This is a genomic window from Streptomyces sp. NPDC003032 (assembly GCF_053591415.1).
Genome location: NZ_JBSFTT010000033.1, coordinates 37,702 through 55,314, shown reverse-complemented (window position 1 = coordinate 55,314; position 17,613 = coordinate 37,702). Strand labels below are relative to the sequence as shown.

The 17,613-nt window shown below is 70.3% G+C and carries 14 protein-coding genes; 5 read left to right on the top strand and 9 right to left on the bottom strand.

From position 1 onward, the window contains the following. Positions 1 to 387: 387 nt before the first annotated feature. A complete protein-coding gene (locus ACWDZ7_RS34035) occupies positions 388 to 1,119 on the top strand; it encodes an aggregation-promoting factor C-terminal-like domain-containing protein (protein WP_451519124.1) in 732 nt (243 codons plus the stop codon). Positions 1,120 to 1,264: 145 nt separating this feature from the next. Beyond that, the gene (locus tag ACWDZ7_RS34030; protein ID WP_451802377.1) at positions 1,265 to 2,575 is read left to right on the top strand and encodes an AI-2E family transporter; all 1,311 of its coding nucleotides are present in this window, start codon (positions 1,265 to 1,267) and stop codon (positions 2,573 to 2,575) included. Between the two features lie 99 nt (positions 2,576 to 2,674). Here ACWDZ7_RS34030 and ACWDZ7_RS34025 read toward each other — a convergent pair whose 3' ends face one another. Together ACWDZ7_RS34025 and ACWDZ7_RS34020 are read right to left on the bottom strand one after the other, a co-directional pair. After that, positions 2,675 to 3,208, bottom strand: a complete 534-nt coding sequence (locus ACWDZ7_RS34025) for an alkyl hydroperoxide reductase (RefSeq protein WP_451802375.1) — start codon at positions 3,206 to 3,208, stop codon at positions 2,675 to 2,677. Between the two features lie 15 nt (positions 3,209 to 3,223). Then, on the bottom strand, positions 3,224 to 3,778 hold the full coding sequence (locus tag ACWDZ7_RS34020) for a peroxiredoxin (RefSeq protein ID WP_451519704.1): 555 nt from the start codon (positions 3,776 to 3,778) through the stop codon (positions 3,224 to 3,226). Between the two features lie 160 nt (positions 3,779 to 3,938). Between ACWDZ7_RS34020 and ACWDZ7_RS34015 the strand changes: the two genes are divergently transcribed. Continuing rightward, complete coding sequence (locus ACWDZ7_RS34015) at positions 3,939 to 4,880, top strand: LysR substrate-binding domain-containing protein (RefSeq protein ID WP_451519705.1); 942 nt, start codon at positions 3,939 to 3,941, stop codon at positions 4,878 to 4,880. A gap of 37 nt (positions 4,881 to 4,917) precedes the next feature. On the opposite strand, the gene ACWDZ7_RS34010 is transcribed toward ACWDZ7_RS34015, so the two are convergent. From ACWDZ7_RS34010 to ACWDZ7_RS34000, 3 genes are read right to left on the bottom strand one after another with little or no spacing between them, the layout of a single operon-like run. Continuing rightward, positions 4,918 to 7,335: an ABC transporter permease gene (locus ACWDZ7_RS34010; protein WP_451802373.1), complete on the bottom strand. Its 2,418-nt coding sequence runs from the start codon at positions 7,333 to 7,335 to the stop codon at positions 4,918 to 4,920. Then, positions 7,332 to 8,018 carry an ABC transporter ATP-binding protein gene (locus ACWDZ7_RS34005; protein ID WP_451802372.1) on the bottom strand — a complete coding sequence of 229 codons (687 nt, stop codon included), beginning with the start codon at positions 8,016 to 8,018 and terminating at the stop codon, positions 7,332 to 7,334. The genes ACWDZ7_RS34010 and ACWDZ7_RS34005 overlap by 4 nt, the downstream gene beginning before the upstream one ends. Continuing rightward, on the bottom strand, positions 8,015 to 8,542 hold the full coding sequence (locus ACWDZ7_RS34000; RefSeq protein ID WP_451519708.1) for a PadR family transcriptional regulator: 528 nt from the start codon (positions 8,540 to 8,542) through the stop codon (positions 8,015 to 8,017). The genes ACWDZ7_RS34005 and ACWDZ7_RS34000 overlap by 4 nt, the downstream gene beginning before the upstream one ends. A 279-nt stretch (positions 8,543 to 8,821) precedes the next feature. On the opposite strand from ACWDZ7_RS34000, the gene ACWDZ7_RS33995 reads away from it, so the two are divergent. Next, entirely contained in the window at positions 8,822 to 11,080 is a 2,259-nt protein-coding gene (locus tag ACWDZ7_RS33995) for a transglycosylase domain-containing protein (RefSeq protein ID WP_451802370.1), read from the top strand. Positions 11,081 to 11,158: 78 nt separating this feature from the next. Here ACWDZ7_RS33995 and ACWDZ7_RS33990 read toward each other — a convergent pair whose 3' ends face one another. From ACWDZ7_RS33990 to ACWDZ7_RS33975, 4 genes are all read right to left on the bottom strand, one after another. After that, positions 11,159 to 13,189, bottom strand: coding sequence for a SpoIIE family protein phosphatase (locus ACWDZ7_RS33990; RefSeq protein ID WP_451802369.1), 2,031 nt, complete (start codon positions 13,187 to 13,189; stop codon positions 11,159 to 11,161). Between the two features lie 62 nt (positions 13,190 to 13,251). Continuing rightward, positions 13,252 to 13,656, bottom strand: a complete 405-nt coding sequence (locus ACWDZ7_RS33985) for a hypothetical protein (protein WP_451802368.1) — start codon at positions 13,654 to 13,656, stop codon at positions 13,252 to 13,254. 117 nt (positions 13,657 to 13,773) lie between these two features. Beyond that, on the bottom strand, positions 13,774 to 14,457 hold the full coding sequence (gene fomD / locus ACWDZ7_RS33980) for a cytidylyl-2-hydroxypropylphosphonate hydrolase (protein WP_451802366.1): 684 nt from the start codon (positions 14,455 to 14,457) through the stop codon (positions 13,774 to 13,776). 44 nt (positions 14,458 to 14,501) lie between these two features. Beyond that, a complete protein-coding gene (locus tag ACWDZ7_RS33975) occupies positions 14,502 to 15,923 on the bottom strand; it encodes a class II fumarate hydratase (RefSeq protein WP_451802364.1) in 1,422 nt (473 codons plus the stop codon). 122 nt (positions 15,924 to 16,045) lie between these two features. Between ACWDZ7_RS33975 and ACWDZ7_RS33970 the strand changes: the two genes are divergently transcribed. Further along, a complete protein-coding gene (locus ACWDZ7_RS33970) occupies positions 16,046 to 17,581 on the top strand; it encodes a ricin-type beta-trefoil lectin domain protein (RefSeq protein WP_451802362.1) in 1,536 nt (511 codons plus the stop codon). The last annotated feature ends 32 nt before the right edge of the window (positions 17,582 to 17,613 follow it).

Below are 17,613 nucleotides of genomic sequence, written 5' to 3'. Positions count from 1 at the left end.
TGAATGCACGGTAGTTGGCGCCGCCCGGCGAAGCGAAGGAGCCTAGCCGGGCGGTGCCGTCGCGCGCCCCGCTTTCCGTAAAACTCCTGGGGCAAACGGAGTGTGAGCTTTAACACGCAACGGAGAATTGCCTTGCGGTGTCGAGCTGGGGCAGAGTCTGGGTCCTGTCAGGCCCCGCATGCGACACACCTGTACCCCCAGCGGTACTGAAACCCAGAACTTCATAGTGGCCGTCGCATGCCGCCCGAAGCACCACGCGGCGCTCCCGTCACGGGAGTTGTCCACCGGGCCCGTGCCTCCCGTGACCGATCGCAAGCGGAGGCCAGCGCCAGGGGCACGATTGCGTCCGCGAGGTCACCTATGCGGGCGATGCTGGAAGGAAACCGTGTGAGCCGGATTTCGGTCCGGGGATTCGCCGTGGCGTCCGCCACCGCGGTCACCACCGTCGGAGCTGTCGTGGGTGTCGCCTCGGGCAACACCCAGCCCGCGAACTCGAACGACTTCGAGGCAGCGGCGAGCGACGCCACCCTCCTCGCGGAGATCCCCTCGGGCCAGCAGGCCCAGGTCCAGACCGCTTCCCTGACGCAGCAGGCCGACGCGCAGGCCATGGCCGCCGACACCGCGGCGAAGAAGACCGCGGCGGAGGAGGCCCGCAAGCAGGCCGCCGCCTCGGCGATCGAGAAGCAGAAGGCCGCGGAGAAGGCGGAGGCGGCCGAGAAGGCCGCGAAGAAGGCCGCCGCGAAGAAGGAGCGCGAGGAGAAGACCGAGACCAAGGCCAGCCGCTCCTCCAGCCGCGACGCCGCCAGCTTCACTCCCCAGAGCTCCTACACGGTCGCCCAGGTCCAGGCGATGGCACGGCAGATGGTCCCCGGGGACCAGTTCCAGTGCTTCAGCAACATCGTGAACCACGAGTCCACGTGGAACTACAAGGCCACCAACGCCTCTTCGGGCGCGTACGGCCTCGTCCAGGCGCTGCCCGCTTCCAAGATGTCCTCGGCGGGCTCGGACTGGCAGACCAACCCGGCCACGCAGATCAAGTGGGGCCTGAACTACATGAACGAGCGTTACGGAAGCCCGTGCGGAGCATGGAGCTTCTGGCAGTCGAACAACTGGTACTAGGCCGCACCCGGGCCGTACCGCGCTCAACCTCGCCAGACCCCTCATCGTCCTTCGGTGAGGGGTCTGTCCTGTGTACGGCGTGTACGGTCGGTGCGGAAAGCTCCAGGGGTGAGTGGTGGGGAAAGACGGGGGTAGAGGACGGATCATGTCGCGAGTGCCAGGGTGGCTCGGTCGGCTCGGCGCCGGACTGAGCGGGATGGGCGAGCGGTTGAACGAGCAGCGCCGTGACGAGGACGCCGACTCGGACACCGACGAGCCGAGTGACCTCGGCGACGGCGAGCAGGAGCACGTGCCGCCGCCGCCCGCGTACGCACCGGCCGTGGCGGCCAGGCCCGACCCCGTGGCGGCCGTGCCGTGGGGGATGCGGGTCGCGGCCGAGGCCGGCTGGCGGCTGCTCGTCCTCGCGGGCACGCTCTGGGTCCTGATGAAGGTCATCAGCGCGGTGCAGCTGGTCGTACTCGCCTTCGTGGCCGCGCTGCTGATCACCGCGCTGCTCCAGCCCACGGTGGCCCGGCTCAGAAGGCTCGGCCTGCCGCGCGGCCTCGCGACCGCGGTCACCGCGATCCTCGGCTTCGTCATCATGGGTCTGGTCGGCTGGTTCGTGGTCTGGCAGGTCATGGAGAACGCCAACGAGCTCTCCGGGCAGGTCCAGGACGGCATCGAGGATCTGCGGAAGTGGCTGCTGAACAGCCCCTTCCATGTGACCGAGGACCAGATCAACGACATCGCCAAGAGCCTGCGCGACGCGGTCGGCGCCAACACCGAGGAGCTGACCTCCGCGGGCCTCGAAGGCGTCACGGTCATCGTCGAGGCGCTGACCGGCATCCTGCTCGCGATGTTCTCGACGCTCTTCCTGCTGTACGACGGCAAGCGCATCTGGCAGTGGTTCCTGAAGCTGGTGCCCGCCCAGGCCCGGCCCGGCATCGCGGGCGCGGGGCCGCGGGCCTGGCGCACGCTCACCGCGTATGTGCGCGGCACGGTGATAGTGGCCATGATCGACGCCATCTTCATCGGCCTCGGCATCTACTTCCTCGGCGTGCCGATGGCGGTGCCGCTGGCCGTCATCATCTTCCTGGCCTCGTTCGTGCCGCTGGTCGGCGCGGTGGTCTCCGGCGCCCTCGCGGTGGTCGTCGCGCTGGTCACCCAGGGCGTGTTCACGGCCGTGATGGCGCTGGCGGTGGTCCTCGCCGTGCAGCAGATCGAGGGGCACATCCTGCAGCCGTTCATCCTCGGCCGCGCGGTGCGGGTGCATCCGCTGGCGGTGATCCTGTCGGTCGCCGCGGGCGGCATGGTCGCCGGGATCGGCGGGGCGGTGGTGGCGGTGCCGCTGGTCGCCGTGACGAACACGGTGGTCGGCTATCTCCGGGCGTACTCGCGAGAAGCGGCGCTCAAGCAGACGCCGGGGCCGCAGGGGCCCACGGCGACGGACGTGTCCGCGACGGACCCGCCCCAGTAGGTCTTCGGATACGCCGAACGCCGGACGGGCTGAAGGGATTCAGCCCGTCCGGCGTCTGAGGACGAACCCGGCGAAGCCGGTGATCGACGGTGCGGAGACCTACTCCGCCAAGTGAGCCTCGGAATCGAGCGTGACGCCGACCGCCTGGATGACCGCGGCGATCTTGACCGCTTCCTGGACGATCTCGCGGTCGACACCGGCCTTGCGCAGGACCTGCTCGTGCGAGTCCAGGCACTGGCCGCAGCCGTTGATCGCGGAGACCGCGAGGGACCACAGCTCGAAGTCGACCTTCTCCACGCCCGGGTTGCCGATGACGTTCATCCGCAGACCGGCGCGCATCGTCCCGTACTCCGGGTCGGAGAGCAGGTGACGCGTGCGGTAGAAGACGTTGTTCATCGCCATGATGGCGGCGGCCGACTTGGCGGCCGTGTACGCCTCGGGGGAGAGGTTCGCCTTCGCCTCGGGCTCCAGCTCGCGCAGGACCTTCGGGGAGCGGGACGCGATCGCGCAGGCGAGCACGGTGCCCCACAGCTGCTGCTGCGGAAGATCGCTGTTGCCGATGACCGAGCCGAGGTTCAGCTTCAGGTCCTTGGCGTAGTCCGGTACGGCGGACTTCAGTTCGTCGAGTGCCATGTCAGTAGGCTCCGTTCACTCGCCCGAGAGCAGCGCGACCGGGTCGAGGGTGTTCTCGCCCTTGGTCCAGTTGCACGGGCAGAGCTCGTCGGTCTGCAGGGCGTCGAGGACCCGCAGGACCTCCTTGGGGTTACGGCCCACGGAACCGGCGGTCACCATCGTGAACTGGATCTCGTTGTTCTGGTCGACGATGAAGACGGCGCGCTGCGCGAAGCCGTCCTCGCCCTCGATGCCGAGGTCACGCATGAGCTCGTGCTTCGAGTCGGCCAGCATCGGGAAGGGCAGGTCGGTCAGGTCCGGGTGGTCCTTGCGCCAGGCGTGGTGCACGAACTCGGAGTCACCGGAGAAGCCGAGGATCTGGGCGTCACGGTCGGCGAACTCGTCGTTCAGCTTGCCGAACGCCGCGATCTCGGTCGGGCACACGAAGGTGAAGTCCTTGGGCCACGCAAAGACGATCTTCCACTTGCCCTCGTAGGTCTTGTGGTTGATCTGCTCGAACTCCTTGCCCTGCTCCAGGGAGACACAGGCAGTCAGGTCGAACTCGGGGAACTTGTCACCGACAGTGAGCACACGTACTCCTTGCGACAGAGAAAATCCCTTTTGGGGAGCTTCCTGGGGGGTTGGACAGATGTCGATGGTGGCACAGGGCGCATTGATTAGGGAAATAGCTAGAGTGGGTCATGTTGATCGGAGGTGGTTATCAGTGCGAGCCATATATAGGGGCAAACAGATGGGCGGCAAGCAGAACGGCGTGAAGCAGCCCAGCCTGGCGCAGCTGCGCGCCTTCGCCGCGGTGGCCGAGCATCTGCACTTCAGGGATGCCGCCGCCGCGATCGGGATGAGCCAGCCCGCCCTGTCCGGCGCCGTCGCGGCCCTGGAGGAGGCGCTGGGTGTCCAGCTCCTGGAGCGGACCACGCGCAAGGTCCTGCTCTCCCCGGCCGGCGAGCGCCTCGCCGGGCGGGTCCGGGCGGTCCTCGGTGAGGTCGAGGCGCTCCTGGAGGAGGCGGACGCCGTCAAGGCGCCGTTCACCGGGGCGCTGCGGCTCGGCGTCATCCCCACCGTGGCGCCCTACCTGCTGCCGACGGTGATCACGCTGGTTCACGAGAAGTACCCCGACCTGGACCTCCAGGTGCACGAGGAGCAGACCTCCTCGCTGCTCGAGGGGCTCGCGGCGGGCCGGCTCGACCTGCTGCTGCTCGCCGTGCCGCTCGGGGTGCCCGGCGTGACCGAACTACCCCTCTTCGACGAGGACTTCGTGCTGGTCACGCCCCTGGACCACTGGCTCGGCGGCCGCGAGGGCATCCCGCGCGAGGCACTCAAGGAGCTGAACCTGCTGCTGCTCGACGAGGGACACTGCCTGCGCGACCAGGCCCTGGACATCTGCCGCGAGGCGGGCCGCGCCGACGCCCCGGTGACGACGACCGCGGCCGGGCTCTCCACCCTCGTCCAGCTGGTCGCCGGCGGCCTCGGCGTGACGCTGCTGCCGCGCACGGCCGTGCGCGTGGAGACGAGCCGCAGCAACCAGCTGCTCACCGGGTACTTCGCGGACCCGGCACCGACCCGGCGGATCGCCCTCGCGATGCGGACGGGTGCGGCGCGGGCGGCGGAGTACGAGGAGTTGGCGCGGGCCTTGCGGGGGGCGGTGCGGCCGTTGCCGGTGCGGGTGGTGTGATCCCCGCACCGGCAACGGACGACCGCTCACCCGGGAGTTACTCCGTCCGCAGACCCTCCGGTCGCATCATCCGCCACAGCGGCGGCAGGCTGAGCAGCGTCACGAGTGCGACCAGGGCGGCGCCCGCGCCTGTCAGCGGCAGGAAGACCCACCAGTCGGTGACCTGCTTCTCGATCATGCGGACCATGACGGCGCCCAGGCCGAGGCCGCCGACGACGGCGAGGCCGAGTCCGAGCGCGACCGGAATCGCCGTCTGCCACAGGACCGACCACGCCATCGAGCCGCGGTGGGTGCCGAAAGCGGTGAGCGCGGCCAACAGCTTCCTGCGCTCACGGAGTTGCTCCAGCATGGAGACCAGCATGGACGCCGCGATCAGCGCCATCGTCGCCACCGCGCCGATCTGCAGACCGGTGTGGATGCTGGCGTACTGCTTGTCGCGCTCGACCGCGCGCAGCGTCATCACGTCAAGCAGCGGATCGATGTGGGCCGCGGTGTTGCGGACGTATTCCTCGGCGTCCGGCACGTCCGGGTCGATCCGGGTCATGGCCGTCGTCGAGGCACCTCGCAGCTTGGCCATGTCGACGGCGCCGGGCGTGGCGTAGATGCCGTGGTGCAGGTCGCCGCCCGGGTCGGGCCGGGCTTCGACCGTGCGGGAGTCGGCGGGCAGCGTCCACGGGACGTGCTTCTCGTCGGGATCGTCCCAGCTGGCGGCGTTGAGCTCGACCGGCTTGCCGGGGCGCGCCGCCTGGTCGACCCACTTGTTCAGTTCGGTGTCGCCGGTGTGTACGACGAAGGCGTCACCGTCCTCGCACGAGCCGATGTGGGCCAGCTCGCGCAGGTTCGCGCAGCTGCCGACGGTCAGCTCGGTGGTCGGCCGCAAGTCGTCGGCGTTCTCCAGCTTGCCCGGCTTGACGACGTACGCGGAGACGGTGCCGATGACGTTCTTGACGCCCTTGGTGGTGCGGAACTTGTCGATCATTCGTTCGGCGAGTGCACCGTCGCCGACGTCCGCCATGACCACCAGCTTGGCCCGGCCCGGGTCCTCACCCGTGACGCGCGTGAAGTCGTCGTGCATCGAGGCGAACAGCATCTGAAGGGCGACCGCGCCCGCCACCGCGACCGTGATGCCGCTCACCGCGCGGACCGCCGTGCCGCTGCTCACCTGGAGCCGCCGGGTCGCCAGTTGCCAGGGAACAGGGCCACCGCGCAATCGGGCCACGGCTGCTTCGACGAGCCAGGGGAGCAGCGTGGCGAGCCCCACCAGGGTGAGCGTCGACCCCGCGGAGATGGCGACGACCGGCGGGGCCATGTCGCCACCCACGCGGCCCGCCGCCAGCAGGATCCCGATGCCGAGGAGCGGCATCACGACGCGCCACCACATCCGGCGCTTGCGGGGCTTCGCGCTGCGGACGACGCCGAGCGGCTCGATGGAGACGGCGCGCAGCGAGATCAGTGTGACCACGACGGCTGCGACCGGAACGGCCACCAGGATCAGCGCGGCGAGGCCGGGCAGCGGCACCACGTCGGAGGGGAAGGCGCTGACCCGGTACAGATCGACCACGCCGGCCAGTTGGCGCAGGGCGAGGAAGAACCCGCAGCCCAGGGCCAGGCCGAGCAGCGCCCCACACAGGGCCTCGCCCGCCGCGATCCGCCGTACGCTCCGTGCGTCCGCGCCCACCAGGCGCAGCGCGGCCAGGCGCCGGTCACGGCGCTCGCCGCCGAAGCGGACCGCCGTGCCGATGAAAATGACCACGGGGGTCAGGAGGACCACGCAGATCATGATGACGAGGACGAGCAGAAGCGGGTCCAGTGGCTCCGCGGGCAGGTGGAAGCCGTATACCGAGACGCGTTGGCCGCCCTTGTCCAGGGTGAGGGAGTCGGAACCGGCGTAGTAGTACAGCTCTTGGGGGCTCACCAGGCCCGCGTCGCCGAGGGTGCCGGTCACGCGATAGTCGCTGAAGCGTTCTTTGAGGAGCGCGCCGCCGGAGCTGTCGAGCAGTTCGCGCAGGGCGGGCGAGGCGACCATCTCGCCGGGCGCGGGCAGCGCGTCCAGGCCGGGCGGCAGGACCGGGTGCTCGCCCTCGGCGCGCACGACGCGGCCGCCGACCGTCGAATCCCGGAAGTCGGTGGGGGCCTCGGCCTGGAGGACCGTCGTGTCGGAGGGCTTGATGTCGTCGGACGAGAACTGGCCGGAGGGTGTACGGGCCGCCGAGCGGTCGTCGCGGGACTGCGTCAGCTCAGGCACGGACGCCGCCCCGAGCAGGAGCGCCACCCCGAGCCCGACGCCGACGGCGGTCAGGAGCGTGCGGGTCCAGCCCTCACGGCCGCCGCCGACGGCGAAGCGTATGCCCATGCCGAGGTCGCGGACCCAGGCGCGCACGCCCGTGGGCCCGGTGCGCCCGGCGCTGGGCGCACCCGGTTCCGCGGCGGCCCTGGCGCGGGTGTCGAGGCTCATACGACCCGCTCCATGTCGCGCGACCTGCCGTCGCGTACGACGATCTCGCGGTCGGAGTAGGCGGCGACACGCGTCTCGTGGGTGACCAGGACGACGGCCGCGTTGGTCGAGCGGGCGGCGTCGGTCAGCAGCTCCATCACGCGTTCGCCGTTGAGCGAGTCGAGGGCGCCGGTCGGCTCGTCGGCGAAGACCACGCGCGGGCCGGTGGCGAGCGCGCGGGCGACGGCGACGCGCTGGCCCTGGCCGCCGGAGACCTCGCCGGGCCGCTTGGCGGCGACGTCGTCGACCTCCAGGCGCTCCATCCAGGTGCGGGCGGTCGCCTCGGCCTCCTTGCGCCTCGCGCCGTTCAGCCGCAGCGGCAGGGCGACGTTCTCGACGCAGGTCAGCTCCGGCACGAGCTGCCCGAACTGGAAGACGAAGCCGAACTCGCTCCGCCGCAGCGCGCTCAGCGCGGAGTCCGGCATGCCGGTCAGCTCACGGCCGTTGTATGTGATGGAGCCCTCGTCCGGGCGGACGATCCCGGCGAGGCAGTGCAGCAGGGTCGACTTGCCGGAGCCCGAGGGGCCCATGACGGCGACGACCTCGCCGGGGTGGATGGAGAACGCCGCGCCGTCGAGCGCGGTGGTCGGGCCATAGGCCTTGCGCAGTCCGTGGGCCGTGAGAAGGGAACCTGCGGGGGTCATGCGGAGCGCACCTCCTGGGCGAGCTTGCCGAGGCGCGCGGCGGCCAGTTCCAACCAGCGCAGATCGGCTTCGAGGTGGAAGAGCGCGTGGTCGCAGATGAGCTGGTCGGCGAGGTCGCCCTTGCGCTTGCGGTCGGTGAGGATGCGCATCAGGCGCAGGTGCTCGGCGCGCTGGACGTCGAGGAGTTCGGCGGCGTCACGGCCGGTGAGGAGCGCGAGGACGACCTTGGTGTAGAGGGTCGACTGGAGGTAGGGCTCCGGCTTCTCGGGGGTGGCGAGCCACCGCTGGACATCCGTGATGCCGGACTCGGTGATCGCGTACCGCTTGCGCTCGGGACCGCCGCCCGCCTCGATGCCGTCGACCTCGACGAGGCCGTTCTTCAGCAGGCGGGACATGGTCGAGTAGACCTGTCCGTAGTGCAGCGGCTTGTCGTGCCCGAACTTCTCGTCGAAGGCGCGCTTGAGGTCGTAGCCGTGCCGGGGGCCCGACTCCAGGAGTCCCAGAAGGGTGTGGCCAATGGACATGTGCGGCACTCTACACGGTGTGTATACGTGGGGTGTATACGCCCCGTACAGAGCTGCGTGGACGGGTCGCGATCGGCCCATGGTTGGTTCATGAGTTCGAGAACAGGGCAACCTTCCACCCGGTGAAACCGTCGGTTCCTAAGGGGCAGGTGCTCATTGTCACGTCCGGAAAAGACCGGATCGGATGACCTTTGTCCCCAGGTGCGGTGTTAGCTTCATGAGCTGACCTGAAGACCAGAAGCACGAATCGTTCGAGACCGAAGCGGAGCACTCTCAGTCATGGGCCGAGCCGAAGAACGACAAGCGCGGCAGCGCGGTGCCCGCCGGGCAGTGCGCGGGCGCCCGTCCGGCGGCAAGCGCACCGGCATACGCCGCTTCTTCACATGGAAGAAGCTCCTCGGGACGTTCTTCGGGTTCTGCCTTCTCGGCATGCTCGGCTTCGTGATCCTGTACATGGTCGTCGACGTACCCGAGGGCAATGCCGCGGCGAAGATGCAGAGCAACGTCTACAAGTACAGCAACGGCGAGGTCATCGCCCGGACCGGCGACGTGAACCGCGAGATCGTCGACCTGGACAAGGTTCCCGAGGACGTCCAGAAGACCTTCGTCGCCGCCGAGAACAAGTCCTTCTACAAGGACGAGGGCGTCGACTTCAAGGGCACGGCCCGCGGTGTGCTCAACACGGTGACCGGCAAGGGCAAGCAGGGTGGCTCCACGATCACCCAGCAGTACGTCAAGAACTACTACCTGAGCCAGGAACAGACCGTCAGCCGCAAGCTGAAGGAACTGGTCATCTCGCTGAAGGTGGACCGCGAGATGGGCAAGGACAAGATCCTCGCGGGCTACATCAACACCAGCTACTACGGCCGCGACGCCTACGGCATCCAGGCCGCCGCCCAGGCCTACTACGGCGTCGACGCCAAGAAGCTGAAGGTCGAGCAGGGCGCCTACCTCGCCGCGCTCCTCCAGGCCCCGAGCCAGTACGACTGGCAGGCCGCGACGCCGACCGGCAGGAAGCTCGTCAAGCAGCGCTGGAACTACGTACTCGACAACATGGTCGAGGAGGGCTGGCTGGACTCCGCCAAGCGGGACGGCATGAAGTTCGCCAAGCCGATGGACCCCAAGGCCCCGCCCGGCCGTGAGGGCCAGATCGGCTACCTCGTGGACGAGGCCAAGCGCGAGGTGCTGCGCAACAGCGGCCTCAGCGAGGCCGAGTTCGGGGCCGGTGGCTACACCATCACGCTCAACATCGACCCCAAGAAGCAGAAGCAGCTCGAAAAGGCCGTCGACAAGAAGCTGAACGACAAGCTGGACCGGAAGAAGAACAAGGCGGACGCCCGGGTCCAGGCGGGCGCGGCGTCCGTCGACCCGAAGACCGGCAAGGTCCTCGCCATGTACGGCGGCCAGGACTATGTGAAGCACTACACGAACAACGCCACCCGCCGCGACTACCAGTCGGCCTCCACCTTCAAGCCGCTGATCCTCGCGGCGGCCCTGGAGAACGGCGCGACGACCCAGGACGGCAAGCCGATCACGGCGGGCACCATCTACGACGGCACCAGCAGGCGCCCGGTCAGGGGCAGCGAGGTCGGCTTCGCGCCACCCAACGAGGACGAGAAGAGTTACGGCCCTGTCACTGTCCAGAAGGCGATGAACAAGTCCATCAACTCCGTCTTCGCACAGATGGGCGTGGACGTCGGGATGCCCAAGGTGATGGAGACGGCCGGCGCGCTGGGCATGGACGTCAAGGGCCTGCCCGCCGTGCCCGCCCAGACCCTGGGCTCCATGGGCGCGAGCCCGCTGGAGATGGCGGGCGTGTACGCCACGCTCGACAACCACGGCAAGAAGGTCACCCCGGCCCTGGTCGGCTCCGTCGAGCACAAGGACCGCACGGTCGACCTGCCGGACCCGATCGGCGACCAGGTCGTCAAGCGCGGCACCGCCGACTCGATCACCTCGGTCCTGACCGGCGTGGTCGACGACGGCACGGGCCACGCGGTGCGCAGCCCGGTGCAGGACGTGGCGGGCAAGACCGGTACCTCCGACGACAACAAGTCGGCCTGGTTCACCGGCTACACGCCGAAGCTGGTCACCTCCGTCGGCCTGTTCGGCGAGGGCGCCCCGGACACCCCGGAGAAGAACAAGCAGGTCTCCATGAGGGGCGCGGGCGGCCTGCCACGCGTCGACGGCGGCAGCTTCCCGGCCGAGATCTGGGCGGCGTACACCTTCGACGCGATGGGCTCGCCGAGCACCTTCGACCTCGAAACGGACATGGGCGCGGCCGTGGCACCGCCCCCGGAGCCGACGCCGAAGGCCCCCAAGGAGCCGTCGAGCACGCCGACGAAGCCGGAGAAGGACCCCACGTCCAAGCCGCCGACGTCGACCCCGTCCTCGGAGCCGCCGTCGTCGTCGTCGGCGCCGCCGACCACGCCGCCGGCGACCAGCCCGACGATGAAGCCCCCGACGGACGAGCCGGACCCGTCGTCCACGATCGAGATCCCCGAGGACCCCGACGGCCGCTTGTCCGGCAGGGACTGACAGCGCTTCGCGCGTACGGGAAAGGCGCCCGGAACCTTCGAGGTTCCGGGCGCCTTCCTCTGTACGGGGAGGCGGGCGTCAGCTCCGGTTCAGTTCGAACCAGACCACCTTGCCGGTGCTCAGCCGCGTGGCACCCCACCGCCGCGCCATCTTGTTGACCAGGTACAGACCGCGGCCGCCCTCGTCCGTGGCGCGCGCCTGCCGCAGCCGGGGCAGCTGCGGGACGTCGTCGCCGACCTCGCAGCGCAGGACGTCGGTGCGCAGCAGCCGCAGGGTGATCGGCCGGGACGCGTACCGCACGGCGTTCGTCACGACCTCGCTGACCAGGAGCTCCACCGAGTCGGTCATGTCCTCCAGGCCCCAGCGGACCAGCGCGCTGCGGGCCAGGCGGCGGGCGCGGGACGGCGTCGCGTTCTCCGGCTCCAGGAACCAGTACGCGACGTCGCTCGGCGCGATGCCGTCGAAGCGGGCGGCGAGCAGCGCGATGTCGTCGTCCCGGTCACCCGGACCGAGCATGTCGAGCACCTCGTCGCAGAGCGCCTCCAGGGGCGGCGGATGGTCGGGACCGGTCAACTGGGCGGTCGCCGCGAGACGTTCGCGCAGCTGCTCTATGCCGGTCCACACGTCGCGCAGCCGGGACTCGACGAGCCCGTCCGTGTACAGGAGCAGCGTCGCGCCCGCCGGGGCGTCCAGCTCCACGGCCTCGAAGTCGACGCCGCCCACGCCGATGGGGGCGCCCGGCGGCACCCGCAGCACCTCGGCGCGGCCGCCCAGGTGCAGGAGCACGGGCGGCGGGTGCCCGGCGTTGGCGATGGTGATGCGGTGCGAGACCGGGTCGTAGACCGCGTACAGGCAGGTCGCCATGCGGTCCGAGCCGAGCCGCTGCGCCTGCTCGTCCAGGTGGTGCAGGACCTCCTGGGGCGGCAGGTCGAGCCCGGCGAGGGTCTGCGCGGTCGTCCGCAGCTGGCCCATGATCGCCGCAGACGTCATGGAGTGCCCCATCACGTCGCCCACGACCAGGGCGACCCGGCTGCCCGGCAGCGGGATCGCGTCGTACCAGTCGCCGCCGACCCGGGCCGTCTCGGCGGCCGGCAGATAGCGGGAGGCGAGCCGCACCCCGGTCGGGCGCGGCAGCGTCTCGGGCAGCATCGTGCGCTGCAACTCGTCGGCGATGTACGCCTCGCGGCCGTACAGGACGGCCTTGTCGATGCCGAGCGCGCTGTGCGTGGCCAGCTGGGCGGCGACCAGCAGATCCTCCGCCTCGAACGCGTCACGGTCCGAGCGGCGCAGGAACACGGCGGCGCCGATCACCCTTCGGCGGCCCCGCAGCGGCGCGAGGATCGCCCGCTGCCCGGACGGCACGGTCCGCCCCTCGCCGAGCAGTTCGGGCAGCGCGGCCCGCGCCGCCGCCGAGTCCGCGAAGACCGGGCGCACCCCGCGCAGGACCTCGGCGAGCGCGCCGCCGTGCCGCACCTCGCACAGCTCCGCGGTCCCCATCACATCGGTGATGTCGGGCTGCACCACCTGGAGCGGGGGCGGCGTGCCGCCGTCGGTGTCCGGCTCGTCGGCGCCCTCCTCGATGGAGCGCAGCCGGTCGGTGCGGCGCAGGCGCAGCACCAGCGGGCCGGTCGGCCGCTCGTCGCCGACGGGCAGCGGGTCGCGCAGATAGACGAGTATCGCGTCGGAGAACGTCGGGACCGTGGCCCGGCACAGGCCCATCACGATCTCGTCGAGGTCGATGCCGCGCGCGATCCGCCGGGTCGCGGCGCCCACGAAGCGCAGCCGGTCGCCGTCGCGCCGCATCGCCACGGGCCCGGTGCCCGGGGGCCGCGGCCGGCCGGTGCGCCGCTCCTCGCCGTCCGGCGGGCCCACCGGTCCGGACTGCGCCGGTACGACCTCGGGTGCCGGACGCGGCCTGCCCGGGTCGGGCTCGGCGGCGGACGGCTGGGAATGCTCACTGGTCGGCGGCACGGATGCTCCCTGGGGCGCGTCGTCCGCACCCTGTGGCGTCTCGGGGGAACGCAGCAGCGCCCCGCGGGGATCCGCGGGGGCGGTCGGCCGGGCAGCTGGTGCCTTGCGACCCTCGTGGGGGGTGAGGTGCTCCGTCACGCGATTCGAATCCGTCCGTCCGGGGCTGCGCGCCGTGCGCGCCGTCCAGCGTTGCACGTCGCTCAGCCGCGTCGGCAGTGCAGAGAAACCTGGTGCTCGGGACCGGGGCCTCCCCTGCTCGAACGAAGCTGAGAGCTCGGGGAGATACCGCTGCCCGCGGGGGCGTACGAGTCCCGCAGGTAACCCGATACCCGGATTGTGTGCCCCGGGAACGGAATCACCGCGCCGTCCAGGCCGGCCTCGGCCATGGACAGCTGCATCAGGCCTCCCGGCCGCACGGCGGAGGAGCGGGCGATGCCGTCGAAGCGGCCGATTCCGGCCGGTCCCCCGGCCGTCAGGTCCGCGATGTCGATCTGCCGGAACTCGGCTGCCGGGACGTCCTTTTCGGCCAGGGCCGGCATGCCGTCGTCGCAGTGGTGCCCGATCGCGTCGAAGGCCACTGCCTGGCCCCTGCGGTCCTCGCTCACGTTCTTGCCGCCCCTCGATGACTTCCTGTCAGACACCGCGCAGGTCGACGGAGTTGCTGCCGCGCGCCCTTGCGGAGGACGATCCTACGTTTGAACCACTGGGGTGCATCAAGGGTCTCACGAGGACACACGCGCGGGGGTACGGTCCCAGTCATCCGGAAGGGGTGGTACGACCCAGGACGGATCGGGACGCCACCGCTCCCAGCCGTCCGAAAAAGGTGCTCCCCAGGCGTCGATGGCGTCAAGCGCGTCCCGCCCCGCGGCACGTACGTCAGCTGCCTTTCCCGCGTCCATCAGACCTACCCGCAGGGCCTCGGCGAACTCGTCCTCGTCCTCCCACTGCCAGCTGCCGTCGGGGCGCACGGAGATGTCCAGAAAGTGATCCTCGGAATCCACGCCGCCCGCCCAACGGGTGCGGGGTTCCTCCAGGTTCACGTACCAGTTCTTGAACTGCCAGCCCGGCTCCCAGAAGAGCCAGACCGACCAAGGATCGCCGGGCCGGGCCAGTTTGAGGATGCCGGTGCCGAACCAGCGGTCCCTGCGGACCGTGCGGGGCTTGGTGTAGCGGGTGGCGAGCGGCTCGTGGTGCAGGGGAGTGCCGTCGGCCAGCACCGGCTTGACGCATTCGGTGCCGGGCGCCATCCACACGGCGAGGAGTTCCTCGCTGTCCTGGACGACGGTGACGGGACGGCAGATGTGCACGCGGTCCCCGGCGTTCTCCCGGTACCGCCACAGGATGTGGTCACCGGGGGCCCACCGGGCCGCCGCACCGTCCGCCGTCTTCCCGTCGAGGTCTGTCATGGACAGATATTAGACGCCCCTCATGTGCCGGGCGGGGCCGTCCGCTAGGGACGGGTCATGCGCAACACGTCCAGGGCGGCGTCCAGTTGCTCCAGGGTGAGGTCGCCCCGGTCGACGTAGCCGGCCTCCAGGACGACCTCGCGGATCGTCTTCCGCTCGGCCAGGGACCTTTTCGCCACCTTCGCCGCCTCCTCGTAGCCGATGTACTTGTTCAGCGGCGTCACGACGGACGGCGACGACTCGGCGTACTCCCGGGCCCGTTCGCGGTTGGCGGTGATCCCGTCGACGGTCCGGTCGGCGAGCAGCCGCGATACGTTGGCGAGCAGCCGGATCGACTCCAGTACGTTCTTGGCGATCACCGGGAGCATGACGTTCAGCTCGAAGTTGCCGGCGGCGCCCGCCGCGGCGACCGTCGCGTCGTTGCCGGTCACCTGCGCGGCGACCATCAGCGCGGCCTCCGGGATGACCGGGTTCACCTTGCCCGGCATGATCGACGAACCGGGCTGGAGGTCCGGCAGGTTGATCTCGGCGAGGCCGGTGCGCGGGCCCGACGCCATCCACCGCAGATCGTTCGCGATCTTCGTCAGGCCCACGCCGATGGTCCGCAGCTGCCCGCTGGTCTCGACGATGCCGTCCCGCGCGCCCTGCGCCTCGAAGTGGTCGCGCGCCTCGGTCAGCGGCAGGCCCGTGGCCCGCGCGACCTCGGCGATGACGGCCGCGGAGAAGCCGGGCGGGGTGTTGATGCCGGTGCCCACGGCCGTGCCGCCGAGCGGCAGTTCGGCGAGGCGGGGGAGCGAGGCGCGGAGCCGCTCGACGCCGTACCGCACCTGCGCCGCGTACCCGCCGAACTCCTGGCCCAGCGTCACGGGCGTCGCGTCCATGAGGTGCGTACGCCCGGACTTCACGACGTCCGCGAACTCCTCGGCCTTGCGCTCCAGGGCGGCGGCGAGGTGTTCGAGGGCCGGGATCAGATCGCCGGTGACGGCGCCGGTGGCCGCGATGTGGATCGAGGACGGGAAGACGTCGTTCGAGGACTGTGAGGCGTTGACGTGGTCATTGGGGTGTACGTCCCGACCGAGCCGCTCCGTCGCGAGCGTGGCGAGCACCTCGTTGGTGTTCATGTTCGACGACGTGCCGGAGCCGGTCTGGAAGACGTCGACGGGGAAATGCGCGTCCCAGCGCCCGTCGGCGACCTCGGCCGCCGCGTCCGCGATGGCGTCGGCGATGTCCTTGTCGAGCACCCCGAGGCCCGCGTTGACCTTGGCGGCGGCCGCCTTGATCCGCGCGAGCGCGGCGATGTGCGCGCGCTCCAGACGCTGCCCGGACACGGGGAAGTTCTCCACCGCGCGCTGGGTCTGGGCACGCCACTTGGCGTCGGCGGGGACCCGCACCTCGCCCATGGAGTCGTGCTCGATCCGGTACTCGCCGGTGCGGTCGTGGCTGGAGTCGCTGGCGTCGCTCGTCATGCCCTGAACCTACCTCTCCGTTCAACCCCGCTGGAAAGTTGAGCACTTGTCTTGTTCCAGGTATTCCCAATACCTCTACCCACCAGTAAAAACCGTGGGTAACACCAATCCGGGGAGGCGCGATGAAGCGCATCAGACGCAGCGGACGGGCCCGTCTGCGATGTACGTTCGCGGCGGCCGTCGCGATGGCGGCCGTGCTGGGCACGGCGGCCGCGGTACCCGCCGGGGCGGCGGACGGGGGCGCCGCTCAGGTGTCCGCGGCGCCCCTGCCGCCCGAGCTGGAGAAGATCCGGGCGGCCGAGGCGACCAAGCTCTACGGCAGCCCCGCCGAGCGCCCGATGGCCGACCGCAAGACCGGCCTGATCTCGCTCGGCGACAGCGAGATATCCGGCGAGGGCGTCGGAACGTACGAACCCGGCACCGACGGCCCCGACAACTGGTGCCACCGCTCGCCGGACGCCGCGATCCACCGCACCGGCATCCCGGCCGACGTGACGTACAACGTCGCCTGCTCGGGAGCGCAGACCGTCAACATCAGGATCGGCGGCCAGAAGCAGTACGCCGACGAGCTGGTGCAGAGCGACAGCCTGGCCATCAAGGCGCGCAACACCAAAATCAAGACGATCCTGCTCGTCATCGGCGCCAACGACGACCTTCAGTTCGCGCCGGTGATGACGGACTGCGTGACCCGCTATCTGCTCAGCCAGGGCGCCTGCGCCGGCAAGTACCACGCCGGCTGGCAGGCGCGCGTGGACGCCCTCGTGCCCAAGGTCGAGCAGTCCATCCGCGACCTGAGGACCGTCATGAAGGACGCGGGCTACCAGGAGGGCGACTACCGGCTCGTCGCCATGGGCTACCCGAGCCCGATCGGCCCGGACTTCCGCGACAACCCGACGTTCCCCGGCAAGCTGGCCTGCGGCGGGCTCGGCTACGACTCCGACACCGAGTGGGGCCGCGACTACGCGGTGCCGACGTTCGAGACGGGCATGCGCAAGGCGGCCAGGAACGCGGGCGCGACCTACCTCGACAACTCCCGCCTCTTCCACGGCCACGAGGTCTGCATGGAGGACACCTGGGCGCGCGGCCTCTACGTAGACGTGTCCAACCCCTTCCCGCCTGACTCCAACTCCGTACGCCAGTCCTTCCACCCCAACGCACGCGGCCACGCCGCCTTCGCGTCCTGCCTGACGCAGCTGTACGAGTCGGGCTACCGCGAGGCCGGCTGCGCCGACCCGGCGAGCACGGGCAACCCGAAGCTGTACAAGGGGGCCTTCGCCGACGCGTACAAGCCACTGAAGAACGAGGCCACCGGTACGTGTGTGGACGTCGACGCGTCCAAGAGCCGTAACGGTACGAAGGTGCAGGGCTGGGAGTGCACGGGGAATCGCAATCAGACCTGGTGGTACGACGGCGGGCAGAAGTCCCTGCATACCGGGTTGACGCAGGACCGGTGCCTGGATGTGCCTGACGGTGCCTACAAGGAGGGTGCCGCTGTTGTTCTGTGGAACTGCCACGGGGGTGGCAACCAGAAGTTCGTCCGTGAGGCCGGGACGGTGCGGCCCGCTGCCGCGAGTGAGCTGTGTCTGACCCTTGCGGGGGCCAAGGAGCCGGTGCGGCTCCAGAAGTGCACGGGGGCGGCGAACCAGCGGTTCGCCTGAGGATCCGCCTTCTCCGCGGGTGCGCTGTGGCT